The sequence below is a fragment of the Streptomyces sp. NPDC046985 genome, from assembly GCF_040644415.1.
In the GTDB taxonomy this organism is placed as follows: Bacteria; Actinomycetota; Actinomycetes; order Streptomycetales; family Streptomycetaceae; genus Streptomyces.
Window position 1 is genome coordinate 194,447 of the sequence record NZ_JBEYWK010000010.1, and the last position, 24,485, is coordinate 218,931.

The 24,485-nt window shown below is 69.0% G+C and carries 20 protein-coding genes and 2 pseudogenes; 13 read left to right on the forward strand and 9 right to left on the reverse strand.

Annotation, left to right across the window (positions count from 1 at the left end; genetic code table 11):
• Positions 1–165 precede the first annotated feature (165 nt).
• Entirely contained in the window at positions 166–1,443 is a 1,278-nt protein-coding gene (gene serS / locus ABZ861_RS15710; RefSeq protein WP_361629753.1) for a serine--tRNA ligase, read from the forward strand.
• Positions 1,440–2,279, forward strand: a complete 840-nt coding sequence (locus ABZ861_RS15715; RefSeq protein WP_361629756.1) for an HAD family hydrolase — start codon at positions 1,440–1,442, stop codon at positions 2,277–2,279. Before serS ends, ABZ861_RS15715 begins: the two co-directional genes overlap by 4 nt.
• A 180-nt stretch (positions 2,280–2,459) precedes the next feature.
• Here the strand turns inward: ABZ861_RS15715 and ABZ861_RS15720 are convergent, their stop codons facing one another.
• Genes ABZ861_RS15720 through ABZ861_RS15735 form a run of 4 tightly spaced genes read right to left on the reverse strand, consistent with a single transcriptional unit; the run spans position 2,460 to position 5,966 of the window.
• Positions 2,460–3,179 carry an ABC transporter permease gene (locus ABZ861_RS15720; RefSeq protein ID WP_361629759.1) on the reverse strand — a complete coding sequence of 240 codons (720 nt, stop codon included), beginning with the start codon at positions 3,177–3,179 and terminating at the stop codon, positions 2,460–2,462.
• Positions 3,180–3,188: 9 nt separating this feature from the next.
• Entirely contained in the window at positions 3,189–4,100 is a 912-nt protein-coding gene (locus ABZ861_RS15725) for an ABC transporter ATP-binding protein (protein WP_361629762.1), read from the reverse strand.
• Positions 4,097–5,005, reverse strand: a complete 909-nt coding sequence (locus tag ABZ861_RS15730) for an ABC transporter permease (protein ID WP_361629765.1) — start codon at positions 5,003–5,005, stop codon at positions 4,097–4,099. The genes ABZ861_RS15725 and ABZ861_RS15730 overlap by 4 nt, the downstream gene beginning before the upstream one ends.
• Positions 4,995–5,966, reverse strand: coding sequence for an ABC transporter ATP-binding protein (locus tag ABZ861_RS15735; RefSeq protein ID WP_361629948.1), 972 nt, complete (start codon positions 5,964–5,966; stop codon positions 4,995–4,997). Before ABZ861_RS15735 ends, ABZ861_RS15730 begins: the two co-directional genes overlap by 11 nt.
• A gap of 380 nt (positions 5,967–6,346) precedes the next feature.
• On the opposite strand from ABZ861_RS15735, the gene ABZ861_RS15740 reads away from it, so the two are divergent.
• Together ABZ861_RS15740 and ABZ861_RS15745 are read left to right on the forward strand one after the other, a co-directional pair.
• The gene (locus tag ABZ861_RS15740) at positions 6,347–8,104 is read left to right on the forward strand and encodes an SDR family oxidoreductase (RefSeq protein WP_361629768.1); all 1,758 of its coding nucleotides are present in this window, start codon (positions 6,347–6,349) and stop codon (positions 8,102–8,104) included.
• Positions 8,105–8,235: 131 nt separating this feature from the next.
• Positions 8,236–8,784 carry an RNA 2'-phosphotransferase gene (locus tag ABZ861_RS15745; protein ID WP_361629771.1) on the forward strand — a complete coding sequence of 183 codons (549 nt, stop codon included), beginning with the start codon at positions 8,236–8,238 and terminating at the stop codon, positions 8,782–8,784.
• 209 nt (positions 8,785–8,993) lie between these two features.
• Here the strand turns inward: ABZ861_RS15745 and ABZ861_RS15750 are convergent.
• Positions 8,994–9,185, reverse strand: a pseudogene (locus ABZ861_RS15750) (LLM class flavin-dependent oxidoreductase); the annotation flags it as partial.
• A gap of 9 nt (positions 9,186–9,194) precedes the next feature.
• On the opposite strand from ABZ861_RS15750, the pseudogene ABZ861_RS15755 reads away from it, so the two are divergent.
• Positions 9,195–10,099: pseudogene (locus ABZ861_RS15755) on the forward strand (mobilization protein); the annotation flags it as partial.
• Between the two features lie 46 nt (positions 10,100–10,145).
• Here the strand turns inward: ABZ861_RS15755 and ABZ861_RS15760 are convergent.
• Genes ABZ861_RS15760 through ABZ861_RS15770 form a run of 3 tightly spaced genes read right to left on the reverse strand, consistent with a single transcriptional unit; the run spans position 10,146 to position 12,605 of the window.
• Positions 10,146–10,940 carry a WbqC family protein gene (locus ABZ861_RS15760; protein WP_361629774.1) on the reverse strand — a complete coding sequence of 265 codons (795 nt, stop codon included), beginning with the start codon at positions 10,938–10,940 and terminating at the stop codon, positions 10,146–10,148.
• Complete coding sequence (locus tag ABZ861_RS15765; RefSeq protein WP_361629777.1) at positions 10,876–11,532, reverse strand: YdcF family protein; 657 nt, start codon at positions 11,530–11,532, stop codon at positions 10,876–10,878. Before ABZ861_RS15765 ends, ABZ861_RS15760 begins: the two co-directional genes overlap by 65 nt.
• Complete coding sequence (locus ABZ861_RS15770) at positions 11,529–12,605, reverse strand: hypothetical protein (protein ID WP_361629780.1); 1,077 nt, start codon at positions 12,603–12,605, stop codon at positions 11,529–11,531. The genes ABZ861_RS15765 and ABZ861_RS15770 overlap by 4 nt, the downstream gene beginning before the upstream one ends.
• Before the next feature lie 155 nt (positions 12,606–12,760).
• Here ABZ861_RS15770 and ABZ861_RS15775 point away from each other — a divergent pair, with 155 nt between their 5' ends.
• The 7 genes from ABZ861_RS15775 (at position 12,761) to ABZ861_RS15805 (ending at position 22,976) form a co-directional block, all read left to right on the forward strand.
• Positions 12,761–13,132: a hypothetical protein gene (locus ABZ861_RS15775; protein ID WP_361629783.1), complete on the forward strand. Its 372-nt coding sequence runs from the start codon at positions 12,761–12,763 to the stop codon at positions 13,130–13,132.
• 8 nt (positions 13,133–13,140) lie between these two features.
• The gene (locus ABZ861_RS15780) at positions 13,141–13,557 is read left to right on the forward strand and encodes an ATP-binding protein (protein WP_361629786.1); all 417 of its coding nucleotides are present in this window, start codon (positions 13,141–13,143) and stop codon (positions 13,555–13,557) included.
• Between the two features lie 139 nt (positions 13,558–13,696).
• On the forward strand, positions 13,697–14,599 hold the full coding sequence (locus ABZ861_RS15785; RefSeq protein ID WP_361629789.1) for an LLM class flavin-dependent oxidoreductase: 903 nt from the start codon (positions 13,697–13,699) through the stop codon (positions 14,597–14,599).
• Positions 14,600–14,722: 123 nt separating this feature from the next.
• Positions 14,723–18,319: a DEAD/DEAH box helicase family protein gene (locus ABZ861_RS15790; protein ID WP_361629792.1), complete on the forward strand. Its 3,597-nt coding sequence runs from the start codon at positions 14,723–14,725 to the stop codon at positions 18,317–18,319.
• On the forward strand, positions 18,316–19,707 hold the full coding sequence (locus ABZ861_RS15795; RefSeq protein WP_361629795.1) for a restriction endonuclease subunit S: 1,392 nt from the start codon (positions 18,316–18,318) through the stop codon (positions 19,705–19,707). Before ABZ861_RS15790 ends, ABZ861_RS15795 begins: the two co-directional genes overlap by 4 nt.
• Positions 19,704–21,257: a class I SAM-dependent DNA methyltransferase gene (locus ABZ861_RS15800; RefSeq protein ID WP_361629798.1), complete on the forward strand. Its 1,554-nt coding sequence runs from the start codon at positions 19,704–19,706 to the stop codon at positions 21,255–21,257. Before ABZ861_RS15795 ends, ABZ861_RS15800 begins: the two co-directional genes overlap by 4 nt.
• Positions 21,258–21,356: 99 nt before the next feature.
• A complete protein-coding gene (locus ABZ861_RS15805; RefSeq protein WP_361629801.1) occupies positions 21,357–22,976 on the forward strand; it encodes an endonuclease NucS domain-containing protein in 1,620 nt (539 codons plus the stop codon).
• A gap of 51 nt (positions 22,977–23,027) precedes the next feature.
• Here ABZ861_RS15805 and ABZ861_RS15810 read toward each other — a convergent pair whose 3' ends face one another.
• Positions 23,028–23,276 carry an LLM class flavin-dependent oxidoreductase gene (locus ABZ861_RS15810; RefSeq protein WP_361629804.1) on the reverse strand — a complete coding sequence of 83 codons (249 nt, stop codon included), beginning with the start codon at positions 23,274–23,276 and terminating at the stop codon, positions 23,028–23,030.
• Positions 23,277–23,557: 281 nt separating this feature from the next.
• On the opposite strand from ABZ861_RS15810, the gene ABZ861_RS15815 reads away from it, so the two are divergent.
• On the forward strand, positions 23,558–24,484 hold the full coding sequence (locus tag ABZ861_RS15815) for an HAD hydrolase family protein (protein ID WP_361629951.1): 927 nt from the start codon (positions 23,558–23,560) through the stop codon (positions 24,482–24,484).
• Position 24,485 lies beyond the last annotated feature (1 nt).

Here is a 24,485-nt window from a genome sequence, read left to right on the forward strand (position 1 = left end):
CGCCCGCCGCCCCGTTCCAGGGAGAAGGCGCGTCTTTCCTTCACGCGCCGGGACGCACGCTGACACAGCGCGCAATTCGCTCATGACGGCGCGTGCGGCGCGCGGCCGCCCGCACCGTCAATACTGGTGCGTGAGCGGCGACGCGGCACCGGTAGCCTGGACCGCGTGATTGACCTTCGCCTGCTCCGTGAGGACCCCGACCGTGCGCGCGCTTCCCAGCGCGCCCGTGGAGAGGACGTCGCGCTCGTCGACTCCCTCCTGTCCGCCGACGAGCGGCGCAGGTCGTCCGGCGTCCGCTTCGACGAGCTGCGCGCCGAGCAGAAGGCGCTGGGCAAGCTCGTCCCCAAGGCCGCCGGCGAGGAGAAGGCCGAGCTGCTGAAGCGGGCGAGCCAGCTCGCCGCCGACGTCAAGGCGGCCGACGCCGAGCGCGACGCCGCCGACGCCGAGACCCAGGAGTTGCTGCTCCGGCTGGGCAACCTGGTGCACCCCGACGTCCCGGTGGGCGGCGAGGAGGACTTCGTCACGCTGGAGACGCACGGCACGATCCGCGACTTCGGCGCCGAGGGCTTCGCGCCCAAGGACCACCTGGAGCTGGGCCAGCTCCTCGGCGCGATCGACGTCGAGCGCGGCGCCAAGGTGTCCGGCTCGCGCTTCTACTTCCTCACCGGCGTCGGCGCCCTGCTGGAGCTGGCCTTGGTCAACGCGGCGATGGCGCAGGCCACCGCCGCGGGCTTCACGCCCATGCTGACCCCCGCGCTGGTCCGCCCCCAGTCCATGGCGGGCACCGGCTTCCTCGGGCAGGCCGCGCAGGACGTCTACCACCTGGACAAGGACGACCTGTACCTGGTCGGCACCTCCGAGGTGGCGCTCGCGGCGTACCACATGGACGAGATCATCGACGCCGACCGGCTGCCGCTGCGCTACGCGGGCTTCTCCCCGTGCTTCCGCCGGGAGGCCGGCTCGCACGGCAAGGACACCCGCGGCATCTTCCGGGTCCACCAGTTCGACAAGGTCGAGATGTTCTCCTACGTCTCCCCCGAGGACTCGCAGGCCGAGCACCAGCGCCTGCTGGACTGGGAGAAGCAGTGGCTGACCTCGCTGGAGCTGCCGTTCCGCGTGATCGACGTGGCCACCGGCGACCTGGGCTCCTCGGCGGCCCGCAAGTTCGACTGCGAGGCGTGGATCCCGACCCAGGGCAAGTACCGCGAGCTGACCTCGACCTCGGACTGCACCGAGTTCCAGTCCCGGCGGCTCCAGATCCGGATGCGCGACGGCAAGCAGGTCCGCCCGCTGGCCACGCTGAACGGCACGCTGTGCGCCGTCCCGCGCACCATCGTGGCGCTGCTGGAGAACCACCAGCGGGCCGACGGCTCCGTCCACGTCCCCGAGGCGCTGCGGCCCTACCTCGGCGGCCGGGAGGTCCTGGAGCCGGTCGCCCCGTGACCGCCACCGCTCACGCGGCCGCCGGCGACGACGTCTCCGGCGGCCTTCCGTACCGGCTCGTCGCCACCGACCTCGACGGCACGCTGCTGCGCTCCGACGGCTCGGTCTCCGCGCGCACCCGCGACGCGCTCGCCGCGGCCGCCGCGGCGGGCGCCGCGCACCTGGTGGTCACCGGCCGCGCCGTCCCCTGGACCCGGCACGTCCTCGACGACCTCGGCTACCGGGGCCTCGCCGTGTGCGGCCAGGGCGCCCAGGTGTACGACGCCGGGGAGCACCGCCTGCTCACCTCGGTGACCCTGGACCGGCGGCTGGCCGCGGTGGCCCTGGCCAAGATCGAGGCGGAGACCGGCCCGCTGCGCCTGGCGGCCGGCCGGGACGGTCTGGACGGCGAGGTGCTGGTGGGCCCCGGCTACGCCCTCACCGGCTCGCTCCCGGCCACCCCGCTCGCCGACGTCTCGGACCTGTGGGCCGCGCCGCTGAACAAGATCTACGTCCAGCACCCCACGCTGTCGGACGACGAGCTGGCCCGGGTCGCCCGGCAGGCCGCGGGCGGCTTCGTCTCGGTCACCGTGGCGGGCGAGGGGATCGTGGAGCTGCTGCCGCTCGGCCTGTCCAAGGCGACGGGGCTGTCGCTCGCGGCCCGGCGCCTGGGCGTCAAGGCGGCGGCCACGATCGCCTTCGGCGACATGCCCAACGACCTGCCCATGTTCGGCTGGGCCGCCTACGGCGTGGCCATGGCCAACGCCCATCCGGAGCTGAAGGCGGCCGCCGACGAGGTGACGGCCTCCCACGATGACGACGGCATCGCGCTGGTGCTGGAACGCCTGCTGGGCTGACCCGCCGCTCGCCGCTCGCCCCTCGTGGCCCGGCGCTTGCGGCTTGCGCCTCGTCGCCCGGCGCTCGCCTCTCGCCCTCGTCGCCCGCCGGTTGCGGCTTGTCGCGCGCCGTCGGGGACGCGCGGGTCGGTCCGCGGGCGGGCGCCGGTCAGTGATCGGCGCCCGCCCGCGGACCCTCCCTCACTCCTCTCCGGCGAGCGTGAGGGAGCGCAGCTTGTGCCCGGCGAACCAGGTGGCCAGCACGGTCACCAGGACCAGGAACACCGTCGCCGTGGGCAGACCCACGTCGGAGGTGACCATGTCCCCGCCGGCGACCTTGTGCGCCACCGCCAGGGCCCACTGCTGGACGCTCAGGGTGCGCGCCCCGGGCACCAGGGAGCCGAACAGCGCCTCCCAGATCAGGGCGTAGACCAGGCCGAAGACCACCGCGTGCCGGGAGACCGTGCCCAGCAGGAGGAACAGGGCCGCGTAGGCGATCGAGGCGACGAGCGCGGCCACCGTGTAGGCCGCGGCGATGTGCTGTCCGTTGCCGTTGAGGATCAGTCCGGCGACCAGGGTGGGGACGGCGGAGAACACCATGGTCACCGCGATCGCCACGATCAGCTTGGTGAAGACGATCGTCGGCCGCTTCAGCGGCTTGGACAGCAGGTACACCACCGAGCCGTCGTCGATCTCCGGGCCGATGGCGCCGGTGCCCGCGATGACGCCGATGATCGGCACCATGGTGGCGAGCGCGAACCCGCCCAGGACGTTCACCGCGGTCTGGTCGTCGGCGCCGGCCAGACCGCGGACGACTGCCGCGATCACGACGAGCAGCAGCGGCAGCGCGCCGAGGATGAGGGCCCGGCGGCGGCCGAGCAGGGCCCGGTAGGTGAGTCGGGCGACTGTGGGGTCGTACATCTTGGCCTCCTACGCCGCGACCAGATACGAGAAGACGGACTCTAGGGACTCGTCGGACGGCGAGACCGTGAGCAGGCGGATGCCGTGCTCCCGCGCCACGCGGGGCAGCAGGGCGGTGAACCGGCCGAAGTCGACGGCCTGGATCCGCAGCGCGCCCTCGGCCTGGTCCAGCTCGATGCCTGAGGTGGACGGATCGGCGATCAGGGCGGCCGCCAGGGCGCGGTCGTCGCTGGAGCGGACCAGGTAGCGGTGCGGCCGGTCGGTCATCAGCCGGCGGATCCGGCGGAAGTCGCCGCTGGCCGCGTGCCGCCCGGCGACGACCACCTCGATGTGCCAGGCGAGCTGTTCGACCTCCTCCAGGATGTGGGAGGAGAACAGCACCGTGCGGCCCTCGTCGCCCATGCGCCGCAGCAGTTCCATGAGCTGCATGCGCTGGCGCGGGTCCATGCCGTTGAACGGCTCGTCCAGCAGCAGCAGCGACGGGTCGTGGACGAGGGCGCTGGCCATCTTCACGCGCTGCCGCATGCCTTTGGAGTACGTGGCGATCTTCCGGTCCTGCGCGTACTCCATCTCGACCGTGGCCAGCGCCCGCTGCGCGGCCTTGGCGCCCAGCCCGTGCAGCTCGGCGTTGGCCAGGACGAACTCGCGGCCGGTGAGGAAGTCGTACATCGCCTCCCGCTCGGGGACGACGCCGATGTGCCGGTAGATCTGCTCGTTGCGCCACACCGGCGCCCCGTCCAGCGTGACGGTTCCGGTGGAGGGGGCGAGGAAGCCGCCCATCATGTTGATCAGCGTGGACTTGCCGGCGCCGTTGGGGCCGAGCAGGCCGGTGACGCCGGGGCCGATCGTCATGGTGATGTCGTTGACGGCGACCACGTTGCCGAACCAGCGGGAGACGTGGTCGATGCTGAGCGTGGTCACAGGCCCACCTTCTTGTAGCGGCGCAGCAGGAGGCCGTAGGCGGCGGCGATGAGGCCGAGTACGACCACCAGGTAGACGATGCCCTGCCCGGTCCCGGGGCCGACGGCGCCGGGCGCCGCGGAGGTGGCGCCCAGGAAGGCGGTCTGCACGCCGTCGATCAGGGTGACGGGGGAGAACAGGCCGATCCAGGGGATGGCGCCGGTGTTGTCGCGGGCGTCGGCGATGGCCTGGAGCGTGGAGACCGCGCCGTAGGAGATGACCATGACGGCGATCACGGCGGCGATGCCGAAGCCGCGGCGCGGGGTGAGCGCGGCGATCACCAGGCCGATGCCGGCGAAGAGCAGCGAGAGCAGTGCCACGGACACGAGCCCCTCGCCGAATCCCTTGGTCTGGTCGGCCACGTCGAGTTTGGCCAGCAGCGCGCCGGCGTAGAGCACGATCAGCGGCGCGCCGGTGAGGATGAACAGCGCCGAGGCCAGCGCCGCGTACTTGGCGCGGACGTAGTCGGCCGTCTCGATGGGCCGCGAGAAGTACAGCGGCACGGTCTTGAAGCGCAGGTCGCGCGAGACCGACTGGGGGGCCTGCGCGGCGAGGAACAGGCTGATGACGGCCTGCATGAGGACGGCGTAGCGCGTGTAGTCGACCGGCAGGTCCTTGGCCTTGGTGAAGACCGCGACGGCGACCATGATGGCCGCGGGCACGCACATCACCGCGAACAGCAGCATCGGCAGCACCTTGGACTTCACCGAGCGGCCGAGGCCGTAGGCGCCGCGCAGGGACTGCGAGTACAGCGAGCGCCGGGCGTAGGCGCGGCCGAGGCGGGGGCCGTCGTAGGTGCGGTAGCCGATGTCGTGGATCCGGGTCTGGCCGCCCGAGGGCGCCGCCGGGGGGTGCTCAACCGCCATGGCCGACCGCCTCCTTCCGCTGTCCGTCGTGCTGTTCTCCGTCTCGGAAGATCTCCGAGATCTGGTGCCTGCGCTGCTCCATGCGCACCAGGCCGAGGCCGAGGTCGGCGATGACGTCGCGGACCAGGTCGTAGGTCTCCTCGCCCTGCGCGGTGAGCAGCAGGACGTGCCCGGCGCCCGGCAGGCCGGCGCCGTCCTCGGTTCGCACCCCGCGCTCCAGGAGCGCGTCGCGCAGCGCGCGGGCGCCGTCGGGGTGCTCGTCGCTGTCGGTGACCTCGACGGCGAGCGTGGTCGTGGTCTGGGTGAAGTCGGTGGTGGAGCTGGAGCGCAGGAGCTTGCCGCCGTCGACGACGACGACGTGGTCGCAGGTGCGCTCCAGCTCGCCGAGCAGGTGGGAGGTGACCAGGACCGAGATGCCGAAGTCGGTGTGGATGCGGCGGATCAGGCCGAGCATCTCGTCGCGGCCGACCGGGTCGAGGCCGTTGGTCGGCTCGTCGAGGAGGACCAGCCGCGGATCGTGCACCAGCGCCTGGGCGAGCTTGACGCGCTGTTTCATGCCGGTGGAGTAGCCGCCGATGGGCCGGTAGCGCTCCTCGTACAGCCCGACGTGGCGCAGCGTGTCCGCGGTGCGCTCGCGGGCGGCGGCGGGCGGCAGACCGGACATGCGCGCCATGTGGACGACGAACTCGGTGGCCGAGACGTCGGGCGGCAGGCAGTCGTGCTCCGGCATGTAGCCGACGCGCTCGCGGATGGCCGCGCCGTCGGAGGCCACGTCGAGGCCCAGCACCTCGGCGCGGCCCTCGGTGGCGGGGGACAGACCCAACAGGATCTTGATCAGGGTGGACTTGCCGGCGCCGTTGGCGCCGACGAGTCCGGTCACACCGGGTCCGACGTCCACGGAGAGCCGGTCAAGCGCGGTCACCCGGGGGAACCGCTTGCTCAGGCTTTCGGTCGCGATCACAGTCACGTCGTCGACGGTAGTCAGGCGGGCGGGGTGCGTCGTCAGACCGCAGAGCCGTCTTGGCGTACGTCTGGGGTAGTACGGGGAGATGAGGGTCATCCCTGACGCGTCGTGCGGGGCGCCCCCTGACGCGCCGTCCGCGGTGGGGCGCCGTAGGGGCGGCGCCGTAGGGGCGCCGCGGGGGTCTCATGAGGGCGCCGTGGGGGGCGCCACGGGGTCGCCTCGGGGTGCGATCGTCCTATTGACGATGAGTCTAACGACTGCGACAGTCGCTCCCATCGCGTGCGGGGACAGACAGGACCGCCGGCGGGCCGAGGCCGCCGCCGGCGGGAGGACGGTTCGCCGCGTCCGCGGCGCCGGGCGGAGGAGAGGTGACGCGCGTGACGCCGCTGCAAGGGACGCGGGAGCGCCGGGTGCACTCCGGCGGGGTCGAGCTGTGCGTGGCCGAGCTGGGCGACCCGCGACGGCCCACGGTCGTCCTGGTGCACGGCTACCCGGACAGCAAGGAGGTCTGGTCCGAGGTCGCCGCCCGCCTCGCGGACCGCTTCCACGTGGTTCTGTACGACGTCCGGGGGCACGGCCGCTCCACCGCGCCGAAGCCGCTGCGCGGCGGTTTCACCCTCGACAAGCTCACCGACGACTTCCTGGCCGTCGCCGACGCGGTCAGTCCCGACCGGCCCGTCCACCTGGTGGGGCACGACTGGGGATCGGTGCAGTCCTGGGAGTTCGCCACCGTCGAGCGCACTAAGGGCCGCATCGCCTCCTTCACGTCCATGTCCGGCCCGTCCCTGGACCACTTCGGCCACTGGATCACCGCCCGCGTCCGGCGTCCCACACCGCGCCGGGTGGGCCAGCTCCTCGGCCAGGGCGCCCGGTCCTGGTACGTGTACCTGCTGCACACGCCCGCGCTGCCCGAACTGGCCTGGCGCGGTCCGCTCGGCCGGAGCTGGCCGGCGATTCTGCGGCGCGTCGAGAAGACGCCCGGCGGCGACTACCCGACCCCGTCCCTGCCGCGGGACGCGGCGCACGGCGCCTGGCTGTACCGGGACAACGTGCGGGCCCGGCTGCGCAGGCCGCGGACCGACGCCCGCGCACACGTCCCGGTGCAGCTCATCACTCCCGTACGGGACGCCTTCCTCTCCGAGCGGCTGTACGACGACCTGGAGCAGTGGGTTCCGCGGCTGGTGCGCCGCACGCTGGCAGCCAAGCACTGGATTCCGCGCACCCGGCCCGACCAGGTGGCCGACTGGGTGGCGCAGTTCGTGACGGCGACCGAGGAGGGGCGCCCCGCGACCGACGCGAGGGGGCCGTACGCCGACCGCTTCGCCGGTCAGCTCGTGTTGGTGACCGGGGCGGGCAGCGGCATCGGCCGGGCCACGGCGTTCGCCTTCGCCGAGGCCGGCGCCCGCGTGGTGGCCGTGGACCGGGACGCCGAGGCCGCGGTCCGCACCGCCGAGCTGGCCCGCCCCCTCGGCGCGCAGGCCGCCTGGGCGGAGGCGGTCGACGTCTCCGACGAACGGGCGATGGAGAAGCTGGCCGAGAAGGTCGTCGCCGAGTACGGCACGCTGGACGTGCTGGTGAACAACGCGGGCATCGGACTGTCCGGCTCGTTCTTCGACCACACCCCGGAGGACTGGAGGAAGGTCCTCGACGTCAACCTGTGGGGCGTGATCCACGGCTGCCGGCTCTTCGGACGGCAGATGGCCGAGCGCGGACAGGGCGGCCACATCGTCAACATCGCGTCCGCGGCGGCGTACCAGCCCTCGCGGGAGCTGCCCGCGTACAGCACGTCCAAGGCGGCGGTGCTCATGCTCAGCGAGTGCCTGCGCGCGGAACTGGCCGGACAGGGGATCGGGGTCACGGCCGTCTGCCCCGGGTTCGTCAACACGGGCATCACGTCGACGGCGCACTTCGCGGGCGCCGACGCGGAGGAGGAGAAGCGCCTCCGGCGGCGCGCGGCCCGGCTGTACGGGCTGCGCGACTATCCGCCGGAGAAGGTCGCCGAGGCGATCCTGCGCTCCGTGGTCCGCAACGAGGCCGTGGCGCCGGTGACGCCGGAGGCCCGTCTCCTGCACGCGATGTCCCGCTTCACGCCGCGGACGCTGCGCAGACTGGCTCGGGTGCGCTCGCGCCTGTGAGCCGGTCGCCCTCCTGGCACGGGCGGTCGCGAAGCGCCTTCGTGCGCACCGGGCGCCGCTCTGGACGGGGGATCGCGTCCCCCGGTGAAAAGGAACTGCGTGACGCCTGCTCCTCCCGGCACGCTGGTGGCATGGATGCACGACGCACCGTCAAGGTGTCGAAGTACCTCTCCCGGCACCTGCGCCACCAGCCCGAGAGAATCGGCCTCACCCTCGACGAGGGCGGCTGGGTCGGGATCGACGCGCTGATCGCGGCGGCGGCCGCGCACGGCTTCCGGTTCAGCCGCGCGGAACTGGACCGGGTGGTCGCCGACAACGACAAGCAGCGCTTCGCGATCGAGGGCGACCGCATCCGCGCCAGCCAGGGCCACAGCGTCGAGGTCGACCTCGGACTGGCGCCGGCGACCCCGCCGCCGTACCTCTACCACGGGACCGTGGCCCGCTGTCTGGACGCGATCCGGGCCGAGGGCCTACGGCCCATGAACCGCCACGACGTGCACCTCTCACCCGACAGGGAGACCGCGACCCGGGTCGGCGCCCGCCGCGGCCGCCCGGTGGTACTGGCCGTCGACGCATCCGCCATGCACCGCGACGGTCACACCTTCTGCGTCAGCGCCAACGGCGTCTGGCTGACGAAGAAGGTGCCCCCGCACTACCTGCGCTTTCCGTCGGCGCACTGACCGGACCGATCGCGCCGTCGGGCGGGGGCGGCGGTCACGCGGAACCGGGCGTCAGACGGGAGCGGCGGCCGGGACCGTCGCCTTGCCACGACCGAGGTCGTCGTCAGCGCGTGCCGACCCGGAGCCCGCGAGCGAAACCGGTTTCACGTGAAACATCCGCCGTCCCCCACGCTCCACGAGCCATGCAGGTCGTCCGACAGGCCAGCGTCCTAGCCGAGCTGGGCGACGGCCTCCGTGGCGATGCGCTCGAAGACGCCCTCGTCCACGGCGAAGTCCGAGTCCGGGATCGGCCAGTGGACGACGATCTCGGTGAACCCCAGATCCCGGTGCCGGCCGGCGAAGTCGACGAAGGCGTCGACGGACTCCAGCGGGCGGGCGCGGTCCGGGGTGAAGCCGGTGAGCCGCATCCAAGGGACTTCGGGCTGTGCCGGTTGGGAAAGGGGGACGGTACGGCAGCGCGACGGCCCAGCCATGCCGAGATGCACAAGGCCCAGCGGCTCGGCTGGGAGCAGACCAGCCGCGCGTGGCTCCAGGACCGTGTCCGCGCGGCCATCCCCCACGCAGCGGGGGTGGAGGAACTTCTCACCTACCTCGAAGCTGACGACATTGCCGTCAAGCCTCGCCGGGGACCCTCCGGAGACCTGCTCGGTTACTCCGTCGGCCGTCCCGGCGACGTGAACGAGAAGGGCGAGCAGATCTTCCATCCGGGCGGTCGGATCGCCCCCGATCTCAGCGTGCCCAAGCTTCGGGCGCGTCTAAAAGCCGGATCACCCGAGGAGCACCCCACCGCTCGTCGGGACCAGCCCGCCACCGACTGGCATCGCGCGATCGACGCCCTCGACACCCTGCACGCCGACCTCACCGACGACGCCCACGCCCAGGCGCACATCGACGCCCTCGGCGAACTGATCGAAGCCGCCGCTCAAAAGGTGCCCGCCCATGTGCATGAAGAACTTCGCAGCGCGGCGAGCACCTTCGCACGTGCCCAGCGTTGGCAGGTCCGTGCCGAGGACCGGGCGGCCCACGTCCTGCATGCAGCCGCGCGCGACCTCGCCCACGCGGTCAGCAGCCCCGTCGGCTCCTGCGAGAGGCAGCCGAGCTAAGGGAGTTGAGCACTGCGCGTCACCCCACCCGCGTACTGATCACCCGCATCCAGCACACCGGCCGCAACCCCGCTCCCAACCGCCGCGCGGAAGCCGCCCGCCGTCGGAGCACGGCGGCGTCGACCTTCCCGGCGCCGTACTCCCCGACTCCCACACAACCGGCTTCTGGCGCTGTGGTCGTCCGCGGTGCCAGCCACCACCGCCGTGCGTGACGCAATCGGCCGAGGTGGCTCTTGTCCGCTCAGCCCCGGTCGACCGTCAAATCGGTTCAGTCGCGCACAGAAGGGAGGAAAGGCACTGTGGGCCGTACGTCATGACGGCCCACAGGGCACTGATCTCCCGGGCGTCGGTCCAGGGGCCGCCGGTGGTCGGTGTGCTGAAGGGGACCACGTCGATGGCGTGATCCCGGAACGGCTCGGGGTGCAGGTAGCGCATGCCGCCGGTGCCGCAGAGGTACGCGTCGGCGCCGATCGCCCGCGTGAGGTCGGCAAGCCGTTCCGAGCGGCCGGAGCGTGCGGGGAGCGTGCTGCTGCGGGTGATGTGTCCGCGCCAGCCGAGCAGGTGGAGGAGGCGCCATGTGGAGGCTTCGGCGATGTCGGCTGTGCGGTCGGTCTCGTCCATGAGGTCGAGGAGCGGTTGCGTCACCGTGTGGAGGTGAGCACGGTGTGGGGCGGCTCCGTAGTACTGCTGGAGGAGCAGGCGGAGCCTTCGGCGGGATTTGGCGGGGTCGACGAGCCGTGCCTCGCGTATGAGGGTCGCCCGGCCGTGGGGCAGGCGGGTGGGGAGGGTGAGCCACTGCCGCCGACCGGGGTCGTTGAGGGAGGCGAGGCGTGTGCGGTGCTGGTAGTCGCGGCGAGCGAACTGCACGTCGTCCAGGACGATCCAGTAGTCCGCCGCGTACAGCTTGGCCAGGGTCGCCAGCCGGGGGAAGAGATTGGGCTGGTGGATCGCGCAGAGGGCGCTGGCTCGGGTGGCGGGGCGGGTGTGGTCAGTCGGCCAGGAGCCAGGCGTCGTAGCCGCGCCGGCACAGTCGCTCGAAGGCGTCGCGGACACGCTCCGGTACCTCCTGCTCGATGGCGAAGCCCCGGCGCGGGTACTCCATGACGCGTTGCGTGTCGCCAACCATCATGGCGATGAACTCCACCTCGTCGTCCTGCGCCTTGGCGTACTCGTCGAAGGTCACCTCCTGCGAGGCGCACCGGACTTGGACGTCCGGCCACTGCTTGCGGGACGTGGCGTACGCCCGCCGCTGCATGTAGGGCATGCAGACCAGGAGAACCGAGTCGACCTGGTGTCCGGCGTCCACCAGGACCGTGCGGGCGAATGTGAGGTTCTGGCCGGTGTTCGTCGCGCGTGGCTCGACGAGGACGACGCCCTCCGGAACCCCGAGGGCGATGGCTTTCTCACTGAAGTGGACAGCCTCGCCACGCGGGAAGCGCCCCAGGGTCGCCTCGGTGACGGCGCCGGTGAAGACCACGGTGGGGAAGAGGCCCGCGCGGTGGAGGTCGGCCACAGCGGTGGCGACGCCGATGTCGCAGCCGCCGAGGGCGACAGCGGCGGAGACCGGACGGACCTGGTGGTTCAGGACGTTGAAATCCCACAGGGCGCGGGCGTCGTCCCGGTCGGTGTCGGTGATCGGGGTCATGCGTGCTCCTCGCTGGCGCGGATGGTGTCGATGCTGCGCAGTTGGTGGCGGAGACCGTGCCGCGTGGCCAGGTCGGCGGCACGCGCGAGGATGGCGCGTCCCTCGTCGGAGGTGGCGGGGTCGGACAGCAGGATGTGGGCGTGCGCGGTGTCGATCTGTACGTGCTCCAGTGGTGAGGTGGGGCTGCTCGCCGCGCGTGCGGTGTCGATATGGCGCAGGGCGCGGGTGAGGTCTCCTGCGCCGCGGTGGGCCAAGGCCAGTTTCTGCTGGGTGACCGCCCACTCCTCGGGTTCGGTGAGGTCGTGGAAGTCCCGTGCGGCCGAGCGCATCAGCGCGATAGCCGGTGTGTTGTGGCCCTGTTTGGCCAGCGCGGTGCCGATCCACAGCCGAGCGCGGACGCCATCGCAGGCGCCGAGACGGCCGTCGTCGGTGAGCGCCCCGTAGCGGGAGGCGGCGGTGGTGAGCCATCCCGACATCTCCGCGACCACGGCGAGCGACAGCTCGATCTGGGCTGCCCGACGCGGGACGCCGAGTTCGGTGAACAGGCTGTGGGCGTCGCCGTACAGCGATGTCGCGGTGAGAAGGTCCCGCACCGTGCCCTGCAGGCGGCGCATGTCCCCGTTCAGGGTCAGCGACCGCGCGTAGAGGTAGCGGCCCCGCTCGTCGAGATCGCGGGCGGGGACGCGCCGCAGCCATCGGTCCAGCAGGGTGCCGGCGAACGCGAAGTCTTGGCGACTCAGGCAAACCGCGGCCCGCTCCAGGTCGTCGGCCCAGGTCTCGTATTCCGCCATGGTCGGCACCGCCTGGCCGCCGTCACGATGGCGGCCCGAGAGGCCCTGCTCGGCCAGCAGACGAGTGAAGCGCTCTGTGGCGGAGGCGTCCGCGCGGGCCAGGACGGTATCGAGGATGGCTTGACTGTCAGCCTGCGGTGTCGTGTCGCCAAGCAGCTTTTCCCACTTGGAGACGGTATTGACCGCCACGCCCAAGTGCTCGGCGAAACCGCGGACGCTCTGGCGCAGGGCCCACCGCAGCGCCCTGGCCTCCAGGCCGCTCCATCGGTGCACGGTCGCCACGTCCAGCTCCTCTCCGTAGTCATGGAAGCACGCCGGAGAGGAGGGGAGGGGCGGAAGTGGAACGGAAGTGGGACAGCGGGTGATTCCCCGGCTGGGCGCGGGACGACAGGCTCGACCTGTCCGCTCCGTCCCTACCGGATACGGGGAGCCCGCCCGTGGTAACCCTTACTGAACACCGCCCGGTTCGCCGGCCGGTCGTGTACGGCTATCTGCGCCTGGCCGGTGTCTCCCTCACCCGTGGCACGGTCCTGGCCGTGGCACTCGCCGACTACTGCCGCAGCCACGAACTGCGGCTGTCCGGGCTGTTCACCGAGCGCGGAGGACCGGCGAGCGGCTCGCCCGCCTTCTCCGGGCTGCTCGACGTCCTCGACCTTCCGGGCGCCTACGGCGTCGTCCTACCGAACGCCTTCCACCTCGGCCCCCGGAGCACGGCCGCCGAGCACGAGCGACAGATCAGGAAAACCGGCGCCCGCCTGCTGATGGTCCGGCCCCACCACCGAACGCCGGTCGCCGGCATCCCGAACTGAGGTGTGCCATGTCGAGAACCCTGCACCAGTACTTTGACGCCAGGCGTGCGTCCGTCGCTCTGGCCCGGCAGTTCGTGGTCAGCACGCTCTCCCTGTGGGGGATCAACGGCGAACCGGCCGAGGACATCCGTCTGTGCACCTCGGAACTGGTCTCCAACGCGTTGACGCACGGCACCCGCGCCGGCCACGGCATCCTCATCCGCCTCTCGGCCGACGACGACTACCTCCGCTTGGAGGTCCACGACAGCCGCGACGCCGCCGAGCACCGCCCCCACGTATGCCATGCCGGTGACACCGATACCGGAGGGCGCGGCATGAGCATCGTCGAGGCACTCGCCGACGACTGGGGCGTCGAGGACCGCGACCCTTCGGGCAAGATCGTATGGTCCCGTTTCAAGACCGTGACGGCGGCCCAGTCCGCCTGAGTGTCCCCTCTCATATCGCGAAGAGTCGGCACTGGGAACGAGGGGGGATGCCATAGAGCGTCCGCCGACCTGGCGCCACCGGCCTCGGACGTACGTGACCACGGCAGACGTAGGAACAGAGGGACGTAGGCTCGACGGCATGAGTCTGCGCCTGAGCACCGTGATCCTTCCCGTTGACCGCTGGCACGCGGGAGGCCGCGCAAAGTGGCTGCGCGCCGAGGAACTGGGCTTCCACGCCGCGTACACCTACGACCACCTGTCTTGGCGCAGCTTCCGCGACGGCCCCTGGTTCGGCGCCCTGCCCACCCTCACCGCCGCCGCCACGGCCACTGAGCGGCTCCGCCTGGGCACCCTCGTAACGTCGCCAAACTTCCGACACCCGGTCACGCTCGCCAAGGAGTTGATCTCTCTCGACGACGTCTCGGGCGGCCGGATCACCCTCGGCATCGGTGCCGGCGGCAACGGCTTCGACGCCACCGCGCTCGGCCAGGAGGCATGGACGCCGAAGGAGCGGGCGGACCGGTTCGGCGAGTTCGTGCCGCTGCTGGACCGGCTGCTCACCGAGGGCTCGGTCTCCCAGCAAGGCACCTTCTATTCGGCCGAGGAGGCCCGGAACATCCCTGGCTGCGTACAGCGCCCCCGGCTATCGTTCGCGGTGGCGGCGACCGGCCCGCGAGGATTGAAACTGGCAGCGCGCTACGGTCAGGCATGGGTGACGACGGGCGACCCGAAGTTGTACGAGACGGGAACCCCTGAGCAATCGGTGGAGGCGCTGCGCGGTCAGGTCCGGAGGCTCGGCAACGCGTGTGCGGAGATCGGTCGGGACGTGGCCGAACTCGACAAGATCCTCCTCCATGGCTTCACCCCTGACCGGAACCGGCCGCTAGAGTCCGTAGACGCTTTCGTCGACTTCGCTGGCCGCCACCAGGAGCTCGGCTTCACCGAGATCGTGATCCACTGGCCGATCCCCGACTCAGACTTTGCCGCCGACAAGGCAGTCTTCGAGCAGATCGCCACAGAAGCAGTCGCACAGCTCGGCTGAACGCCGACGATCGACGGGCAGTCTCGGGATGCCGACCACCATCCTCAATAGGGCTTGATCTCTCCCACATCCCATGAGAGCCTGCAAGGCTTTGCTCACAGCGATGAGGTGTTGGGGGAGAAAATGACGATGCCGTCGGCAAACCCGGGGCAGGGTGGCAGGGAGGAGAAGGTCGCCAGGCTGGCCGCCGGTTCCGCCAACTTCGGCCACCTTCTCGGCCACCAACCCTTGCTTGTGACTCTCGGATGCTCGGCGGAGTCATACGTCCACACCGACCCGCACGCCGCGATGTTCAAGTGTCGGCTCTTCGGCGAAGTCATGGCTCGGCATCTGCTCGCACTGGTCAACGTCAGGGTGTCCAGCACGAGTCAGTTTGACCGGGTCAGGGCTCTCGCTGATCACGGTGTGCTTGTGCCGCAGGTCCACGCTTGGTTCGAAGAGATCCGGTTGACGGGCAACCGGGCGGTCCACGAGTACTACGCGAACGTCCGTGCCGCGCTCCAGACGGTGGAGGCGTGTTTTCGGCTCGGAGACTGGCTGCATCGCTCTCTCACCCCTGCCGACACCACACACCGGGTGTTCCTGGCTCCGGCCCGGCCTTCTGCTGCCCCTGTTCCCACCACCGCCGCGGACCAGCAAGAGCTGGAGCATCTCCGCGGCGAGCTTGAGGCATACCGCAGGCGGCTGGAAGAGGCGCGGCTCCGCTTCGATGGCAAGCAGGACAGGCTGGAGCGCGAGCAGGCCGCCCGAGCCCAGGCCGAGACGGAACTGGTAGAGGCCGAGACGGAGCGTGCTGCGCTCCACGATCTAGTCGCCGAACTCAGCGAGCAGATCGACGAGCTCACCGCAGCGGCCCTGGAAGCCGGCACGCCGACCCAGCCGCTGGACAATGCATCGAAGCGGGACGAGTTCATCTCACATGCGCAGAAGGCCGCCCGGCCGCCGATGAACGAAGCCCAAGTCCGCAAGGAGCTCGACAAGGTTCTCGAAATGGCGGGCTGGACCGTCCAGGACGACAACTCGAAGAACCTCTTCGCCGGGCAGGGCGTCGCGGTGGCGGAGGTATCCACGGCCGTCGGCCGGGCCGACTACCTCCTGTACGTCGACCAGCGGCTAGTGGGAGTCATAGAGGCCAAGCGGGAGGGTGCCGACCTGGAGGCAGCCATGCAGCAGGCGGCCCGTTACGCCACCGGTCTCACGCGTAGCCAGCAGCTCAGCGCCTGGCGCGCCAGCCTGCCCTTCCGCTACGTGGCGGACGGCAACACCGTCCGATTCCACAACGCCCTCGACCCGTCTCCGCGTACCCGTGAAATCTTCGCCGTGCACCGTCCGGAGACGATCGCCCGCTGGATCGACGAGGCCGAGGCGGACCCGGCCGCGCCGACTCTGCGGGCACGTCTTCGTCGACTTCCGCAGACCTTCCTCGACCCTGACCCGCTCCGCCCCGCCCAGGTGAAGGCGATCACCAGGCTGGAACGCTCGCTGGCCAAGGACGACCCCCGCGCCCTGATCCAGATGGCCACCGGGGCCGGCAAGACGTACACGGTGGTCAGTGAGAGCTACCGGCTCCTCAACCACGCGGGTGCCAAGCGGGTGCTGTTCCTGGTGGACCGGAACAACCTGGGCACGCAGGCGGCCACGGAGTACGAGAACTACGACACTCCGGACGACGGCCGCAAGTTCACCGAGCTGTACGTGGTGCAGCGGCTCGCTGGTGACACCGTTCTTGGCTCGGCCCATGTCGTGGTCTCCACGGTGCAGCGGCTGTGGATGGCGCTGACCGGCCGACCCGTTCCCAGTGCAGACGACAACGACGAGAAGCTCGACGGCTATGACCTCGTAAAGGAGCCGGTGGAAGTCGCCTACAGCCCGGACCTCCCTCCGGAGACCTTCGACCTGATCGTGGTCGACGAGTGCCACCGTTCCATCTACGGCAAGTGGCGCGCGGTGCTGGAGTACTTCGACGCACACCTGGTCGGACTGACCGCGACTCCTGTAGCCCAGACCTTCGGCTTCTTCTTCCAGAACCTTGTCAGCGAGTACCCCTACGAGCAGGCGGTCGCCGACAGGGTCAATGTGGACTTCGACGTCTTCCGTATCCGCACCGAACTCGGCGAGAACGGCGGCACGATCCCCGCGGAGACCGTCGTGCCGATGCGTGAGCGCAAGACCCGCCGGGAGCGCTACCAGGAGCTGGAGGATGACCTGGAGTGGAAGGCGTCGCAACTGGGACGCCAGGTGATCAGCAAGGGGCAGTTGAAGCTCGTTCTGGAGACGTTCCGCGACCGTCTCTTCACAGATATTTTCCCACCGGTCGGTGAGGGAGAGACACAACGATCGCGTACTCACGTCCCCAAGACACTGATCTTCGCAGTGGATGACAACCACGCTGACGAGATCGTGCAGATGGTCCGGATGGTCTTCGGAGAGAACGGCACCGACGGCTTCTGCCGGAAGATCACTCACGCCGCAAAGCGACCGGCAGAACTGATCAAGGCATTCCGCAACAGCCCCGAAATGCGCATCGCGGTGACCGTCGACATGATCGCCACTGGTACAGACATTCCGCCGCTGGAGTGCGTGTTCTTCCTTCGCAATGTGAAGAGCTGGGCCTACTTCGAACAGATGAAGGGTCGAGGTTCCCGGACGGTCGACCCGGCGGAGTTTCAGGCGGTGACTCCGGATGCCAGGGTCAAGGAGCGGTTCGTGATCGTGGACGCGGTCGGCGTGACGGACTCCCCCCGCGTGGATGCCCGCCCGCTCAATCGGGCCACGGAGCGCAAGCTCCCGCTGGAACGGCTTATGGCCAAGACGGCGGGCCTCGCCATGACCGAGGACGAGATCGCCACCCTGGCCGGACGCCTTGCCCGACTGGATCACCAGCTCACCTCCGACGAACGAGCCGAGATCGAAGAACTCGCCGGCCAGCCCTTGCAGGAGATCGTTGGCGGCCTGGTACGCGCGGTCGACCCCGACCAGCAGGAGCGTGCCCGCCGCATTGGCGGCCCGGAGCAGATCCGGCAGGACATGATCGAAGCTCTGAAGCCGATCGCCTCCAACAGCGAGCTGCGTGCCCGCCTCATGTCGATGCGCCGCGCCCACGACATCGTCATCGACGAGGTGAACGCGGACAGTCTGATGGAGGTGCGGGGCGTCACGGCGGACGAACTCGCCATGCGGCGGGTCACCTCGTGGCAGCAATACCTCAAGGATCATCAGGACGAGATCGCCGCGTTCAACATCGCCTTCAGCGAGCGGCGTGACCCGAGGGAGGTCTACCACCGCCTCCGCGACCTCGCACGCCGTATTGAGCGTCCCCCTTTCCAGTGGACCCCGACGGGTCTCTACGAGGCGTACATCCAGCTCGGGAAGGCAAGCGAACGGCCGAAGGGCAAGGCCGGCGTGGTTGACCTCATCGGGCTGCTCCGCTACGAGCTGGGCCTCGACGAGGAGGTCCGCCCCTACCGGGTACTCGTGGAGGAACGGTACGCAGCTTGGCGGACCCGGCAGGAGCAGGCGGGCGCGTCCTTCACCGCGGACCAGGTGTGGTGGCTGGACAAGATCGTGGATGTGATCGCGACGGACGCTGCGATCGAACCGGACCAACTTCGCGACGTACCCTTCATCGAGCGCGGTGGCGTAGACGGCTTCCTGAGGGACTTCGGAGCCGAACGCGGGGCCGAGATACTGGATGAGATGGGACGGGAGCTGGGTGCGTGAGTGAGGGCAGGATTCCTTCGGAGCTATCGGAGGGATGGGCCTGGGCGAAGCTCGCCGAGGTAGTCGACGTACTCGACAGTCTTCGAGTTCCCGTCAGTGCAAAGGAACGAGCAAGTCGGCACGGAGATGTCCCCTATTACGGTGCCGCAGGGCAGGTCGGATGGATCGATGAGAAAATCTTCAACGAAGACCTGATCCTCCTCGGCGAAGACGGTGTTCAATTTTTCGACATCACCAAAACAAAGGCTTACGCCATTTCCGGACCGGCATGGGTGAATAATCACGCTCACGTTCTTCGCGCATCCAAGGGCGGTATTTACTGGAAATACCTAATCCACTATCTCAATTATTTCAATTACGAGGGTTTCGCAAACGGGACAACGCGCCTCAAGCTCACCAAAGCAGCGATGCTAAGAATTCCCCTTCCCATCCCTCCGCTGGAAGAGCAGTGGCGCATCGTCTCCGCACTAGAGGAACAGCTGTCGAGGCTCGATGCCGCCGAAAAGGTTCTTCACGACAGTGCACGAAGAATTGAGCGGTATATTCAAGTCTCCTTGCATCGCATGACGTCGAACTATCGCACCGTTCATCTGCGAGACGTTCTCACTGGGGGGCTGACGAACGGCCGATCCGTGCCTACACGCGCGGGAGGATTTCCGGTCCTTCGCCTCACCGCCCTATCGGGTCCGCATGCCAATCTTGCGCGACGCAAGGATGGCGACTGGGAAGCGAGCGAAGCGGAGCCCTTCCTCGTTAAGCCCGGCGACTTCCTTATTTCTCGCGGAAATGGCTCCGTTTCTCTGGTCGGACGTGGTTCGCTCGTCTCGGAAGTTGAGGCTCCGGTCGCCTATCCAGACACCATGATCCGGGCACGCCCCAACATCATTAAGATTTGTCCGGATTATCTTCGGATCATTTGGTCATCGCCGCACGTGAGGCAGCAAATCGAAAGGCGGGCGCGCACCACCGCAGGAATCCACAAGGTCAATCAGAAGATTCTAGGTGCTGTGGAATTTCCCCTGCCAGATCTGCTCACCCAGAAAAAAATCAGTGCCGAGTGGTCCGAGCTTGAGCAAAAAGCGGGCCGCCTGAGCCGTAGTGTCTCAGCCAGCAAGCACCACAGCACTAGCGTCCGCCGCTCCCTCCTGGCTGAAGCCTTCGCCGGCCGCCTGGTCCCCCAGGACCTCGCGGACGAACCCGCCGAAGCCCTACTTGCCCGCGTGCGCGCCGAGCGGGAGGCGGAAGGCACGTCGAAGGTGTTTGCGCGCCGGGCTCCCGCCGCGCGCAAGCCGAGGAGCGCACCAGCACCAGAAACACACCCACCACCCCAAGCCAATACCCCCGCCTCCGCCACCCAGCCCCCCTTCGACCTGGAGTTTCCCTCGTGACCACGACCGAGGCCCGTCGGCTCGTTGACAAGCTCTGGAGTTACTGCCACGTTCTTCGGGACGATGGCGTCTCCACCATCGACTACGTCGAGCAGCTGACACTCCTCGTCTTCCTCAAGATGGCGCATGAAGCGCAGTCCCGGCCGCCGACCTTTCGAGAGCAGATCATGCCCGAGGGGCCCGTCTGGGAAAACCGGGGATGGCCCGAGTTGTTGAACAACGACGGAGCCGCGCTCGAAGACGCGTACACGGAACTCTTGGAGGACCTCGGAAATCAGCGGAAAGACACCACCTTCCACCTGATCTTCAACGGGGCCCGGAACCGTATCCATGACCCCGCCAAGCTCAAGCGCCTCGTAAAGGACCTGATCGACAGGGAGAACTGGTCAGGCCAGAAGACCGACATCAAAGGCGACGCGTACGAGGAATTGCTGTCTCGGGGGGCCGAGGACATCAAGTCGGGTGCGGGCCAGTACTTCACCCCGCGCCCGCTGATCCAGGCCATCACCGATTGCGTCCGACCTACACCTGACGACACGATCACCGACCCCGCCTGCGGAACGGGCGGCTTCCTCCTCGCGGCAGCCGAGTACATCCTGCACGAGCGCGGTGGTTCTCTCACCCCTGAACAGCGTAAGCACCTCAGCAGCGGCGGAATCTGGGGCACCGAACTGGTCAAGAACACCGCACGGCTTGCCGCGATGAACCTTTTCCTGCACGGTATCGGCCAGCCCACCGGACCTGCCCTCGTCCGTTCCCGCGACGCCCTCGCCGTGCCGCCCGACAAGCGGGCAAGCCTCATCCTCGCCAACCCGCCGTTCGGCAAAAAATCTTCCATCACCGTCTACGGCGATGACGGGTCCGCCGCCCGTGAGGCCATCGCGTACGAGCGGCGCGACTTCTGGGTGACGACGACAAACAAGCAACTCAACTTCGTGCAGCACATCGCCTCGCTGCTGGAGATCCACGGCCGGGCGGCCGTTGTCGTCCCCGACAACGTGCTCTTCGAAGGCGGCGCCGGCGAGACCGTTCGCCGACGACTGCTGAACGAGTACGACGTCCACACGCTCCTGCGCTTGCCCACCGGCATCTTCTACGCGGGCGGCGTCAAGGCCAACGTGCTGTTCTTCGACCGCAAGCCTGCCCGCCCCAACCAGCCCTGGACCGAAAAGCTCTGGGTCTACGACTTCCGCACAGCCCAGCACTTCACGCTGAAGCAGACACCGCTCACCCGGTCTAACCTCGAAGACTTCGTACAGTGCTTCAAGCCCGACGAAGACCGGGCGAAGCGCGTGGAGACCGAGCTGTTCAAGCCCTTCACTTACGACGAGTTGATGGCCCGTGACAAGGCAGACCTCGACATCACTTGGCTCCGTGACCCGAGCCTAGACGACGCGTACAACCTTCCTGCACCAGAGGTTCTGGCGGCCGAGATCGTAGAGGACCTCCAGGCTGCCCTGTCGGAGTTCGCTGCGATTGCCGAGACGCTGGAGCAGGCGAAGGCTGATCGCCAGCCGTCAACCGGGTCGGAGAACGTGGAGAACGGATGACCCGAGATGCGGTCATGCCCGGGCAGGGTAATGACAGGAGGCTCGCCAACTCAGCTCCACCCTAGGTCCCTTGTCAGTGCTCAGGTTTAGTCTTCGGCCATGCGACCGCCTCTTGAGAACGTTCCGCGCAATGCGCTCGTACAGAACCTGGAGCTGATCGAGCCAGGGCTCCGGGCCGTTCAGTTCAAGGAGTACCCGCTACCCAACGCACACGGCACCAGGGGGAGCATCGACATCCTGGCCCGTGATCGCCATCAGATGTGGGTGGTCATCGAGCTGAAACGGTCCCGGTCCAGCGCGCGGCAAGCCTTGCACGAGGTCAACAAGTACACCGAGCTCCTCTGCCGGGAGAAGAACCTCGCGCCGGACCGCATCCGTGCGGTGATCGTTGCCATGCCGGACGACTGGGAAGAACTCCTGATCGCCGTCAGCCACGCCGCGCGCGACTGGAGTCATGATCTTCGCGGGTACCAACTGCTCCTGGACAGCGACGGCACCCCCATCGGGACCGAACGGGTGGAGCTTCTGCCTCGGGCGTTCGAACCCCGCATCACCCCCATCCACAATCTGTTTTTCTTCGCCACGGAGGAACAGCGTGAGCAGGGCTGGAGGATCATCTGCAAGGTCGCGGACGAGTTGGGGGCGCTCGACCTGCTGGCGGCGGATCTGGACCGGGTAGCGGAGAAGCACTACATTCCTGCGCCTTTCGGCCTGTACCTAGCGGTAGGCCGGGTGAACGAGGAGCTCGCCGCAGCGGATCTCCTGGGTGGTTACGACGGGCCGGAGTCGTTCGCCGCAGAGCACCAGGCCGAGTACCTGGCCCTCTGCGAGCTCTGCAACCGCCTTGCGCGCAGCAAGCTGCGTGGAATGAACATGGAGTCTGCACGGCCAGGGCTGTTGAAGAATCTCCGTGACGACCCCAACTGGGCCATCCAAGGCTTCCGAGGTACCGGCGCCTACGACCACACAGCCGCGTTCGAGCAGCAGGACCTGTTCCGCTTCCTGACCGGGGATGAACGAGGCGACAGTCAGATCCTGTACACAGGCACCGCCAGCCCGCAGATTGCCAGCCGTTGGAAGGCATTTAGGCAGGAGGCTCGGCAGAGCTTCGCCGGCAACCACGAGTGGGAGTCACTCGTGGACGGCCGGCTCGACGAGTTGGGCCCGAAGGTCGGTGAGGGAGACGTCGGACTGCACGTATACAACCCCTGTGACCTCCTGCAAACAATCATCCATGGGTGGCCGGACGGCCTGGAAAACCTTCTGCCCATGGTCATGGGCGAGGCCGTGCCACGCCACGGGCTACGCCACTCGGTGCGTGGCGCCCTGTGCTGGAACGGCCGAGGCATGTCGTTGCCCGATGCGGTACAGCTCGTGTACCGCGATCCGCTGTTCCTGATGAGCAACATGTACGCGGGGACCGTGTGGGAACGTGACCGAGAGCTCTTGGATCTCCTCGGCCTGCACTACGTGCTCTTGGAGAAGATCGGACCCGTTGGATCCGAGGCGACGGTGGTCGACGAGCACCGCGTCTGGGTACATCGAGATCAGGGTCCTCGCGTCTACTCCTCCGACACGGACCCTCGCGGTTATGCACAGGCGTACGCGAGCATTGCGGCTGATGGCGAGATCATCTCGATCGGGCAGTACCTCAACAGACATTCTCACGAGGTGGAGCTGGTGGCCCGGGAGTACCGCGCCTTCACTCATGGCCTTTAGCGCTCGCCGGATTCGGTAGTGGCCAGTCTCATAGCACCGCGAATGAGCAGGTCAGCATGCGATAGGTGAAAAAGGCTTGACTGAGGTCACAAGGGTCCCCAGCCGGATCCGCTCGGTGGCGCCCGCGGCGGCGGTGAGTGTGGGCACCGCGCCGAACCACGGTCCGTCGCGGAACGAGCGCCAGGACAGGTGGTCGTAGGTATAGGCGCCGTGGAAGCCGAGCTGCTCGGCGCGGGTCCACTGTGCGCGACCGCCTTCGTGCCAGCGGCGGACAGGGAGGATGACGGTGCTCAGACGCATGACTCCGACAATACGTGGGCGAGGACGAACGGCGGAGGGCCCCGCATGACCAAGGCTGGACCGGGGGCGGCTCAGGGTGTCGGGGAACCGTCGCTTGCTGATCTCGTCGAGCGGAGCGTCGGACTGAAAGGAGACCTGGTCGCCTTCGCGCAACGCGCCCGCTTCGACCGTTGGTTGACGCCCCTCCCCGTCCTGCGTGAGAAAGGATTGGCTGAGGTCACGAGGCGCCCTCGGCGCTTGCGGACCACAGATGTGCGGGCGTTCGCACGGCCGTGCGGGGGATACGGGACAATGACCCGGTGACCTCAGCGACCCGACAGCCCGAGCCCCCGGCCTCTGACCAGCTCACGACCTCGCTCGCGTCAGGAGGCGCCGCCATCGTCCCGCCCCGGCTGATCGCCACCGACCTCGACGGAACCCTGCTGCGCGACGACAGGACGGTCTCGCCCCGCACCGTCGCCGCACTGGCCGCCGCGGAGAAGGCCGGCATCGAGGTCTTCTTCGTCACCGGCCGTCCGGCCCGCTGGATGGACGTGGTCAGCGACCACGTGCACGGCCACGGCCTGGCGATCTGCGGGAACGGCGCCGCCGTCGTCGACCTGCACGGAGGACCCGGCGCCCACCGCTTCGTCAAGGTGCGGGACCTGGCGCGGGAGACCGCGCTGGACGCCGTGCGGCTGGTGCGCGACGCGGCGCCGGGCACGGTGTACGCCGTCGAGCAGACCTACGGCTTCTACCAGGAGCCGGACTATCCGGAGCTGCACATGGAGGCGCCGGACGCGCTCGCGCCCGCCGAGGAACTGCTCGCGCCGGGGGGCGCCGCCGCCGGGCAGCCGATCCTGAAGATCCTCGCCTACCATCCGACGCTGGACCCCGACGGATTCCTCACCGCCGCCCGCCTCGCCGTCGGTGAGCGCGTCGCCATCACCCGGTCCAGCCCCAGCGCCCTGCTGGAGATCAGCGGACCGGGCGTCTCCAAGGCCAGCACGCTCGCCCTGTGCTGCGCGGAGCGCGGCATCTCGCACGAGGAGGTCGTCGCCTTCGGCGACATGCCGAACGACGTGGAGATGCTCACCTGGGCCGGGCGGTCGTACGCCATGGGCAACGCCCATCCCGACGCCGTCGCCGCCGCGTCCGGCCGCACCGACGGCAACAACGAGGACGGAGTCGCGGCCGTGATCGAGCGCCTGCTGGAGGAGCGCGCTTAGG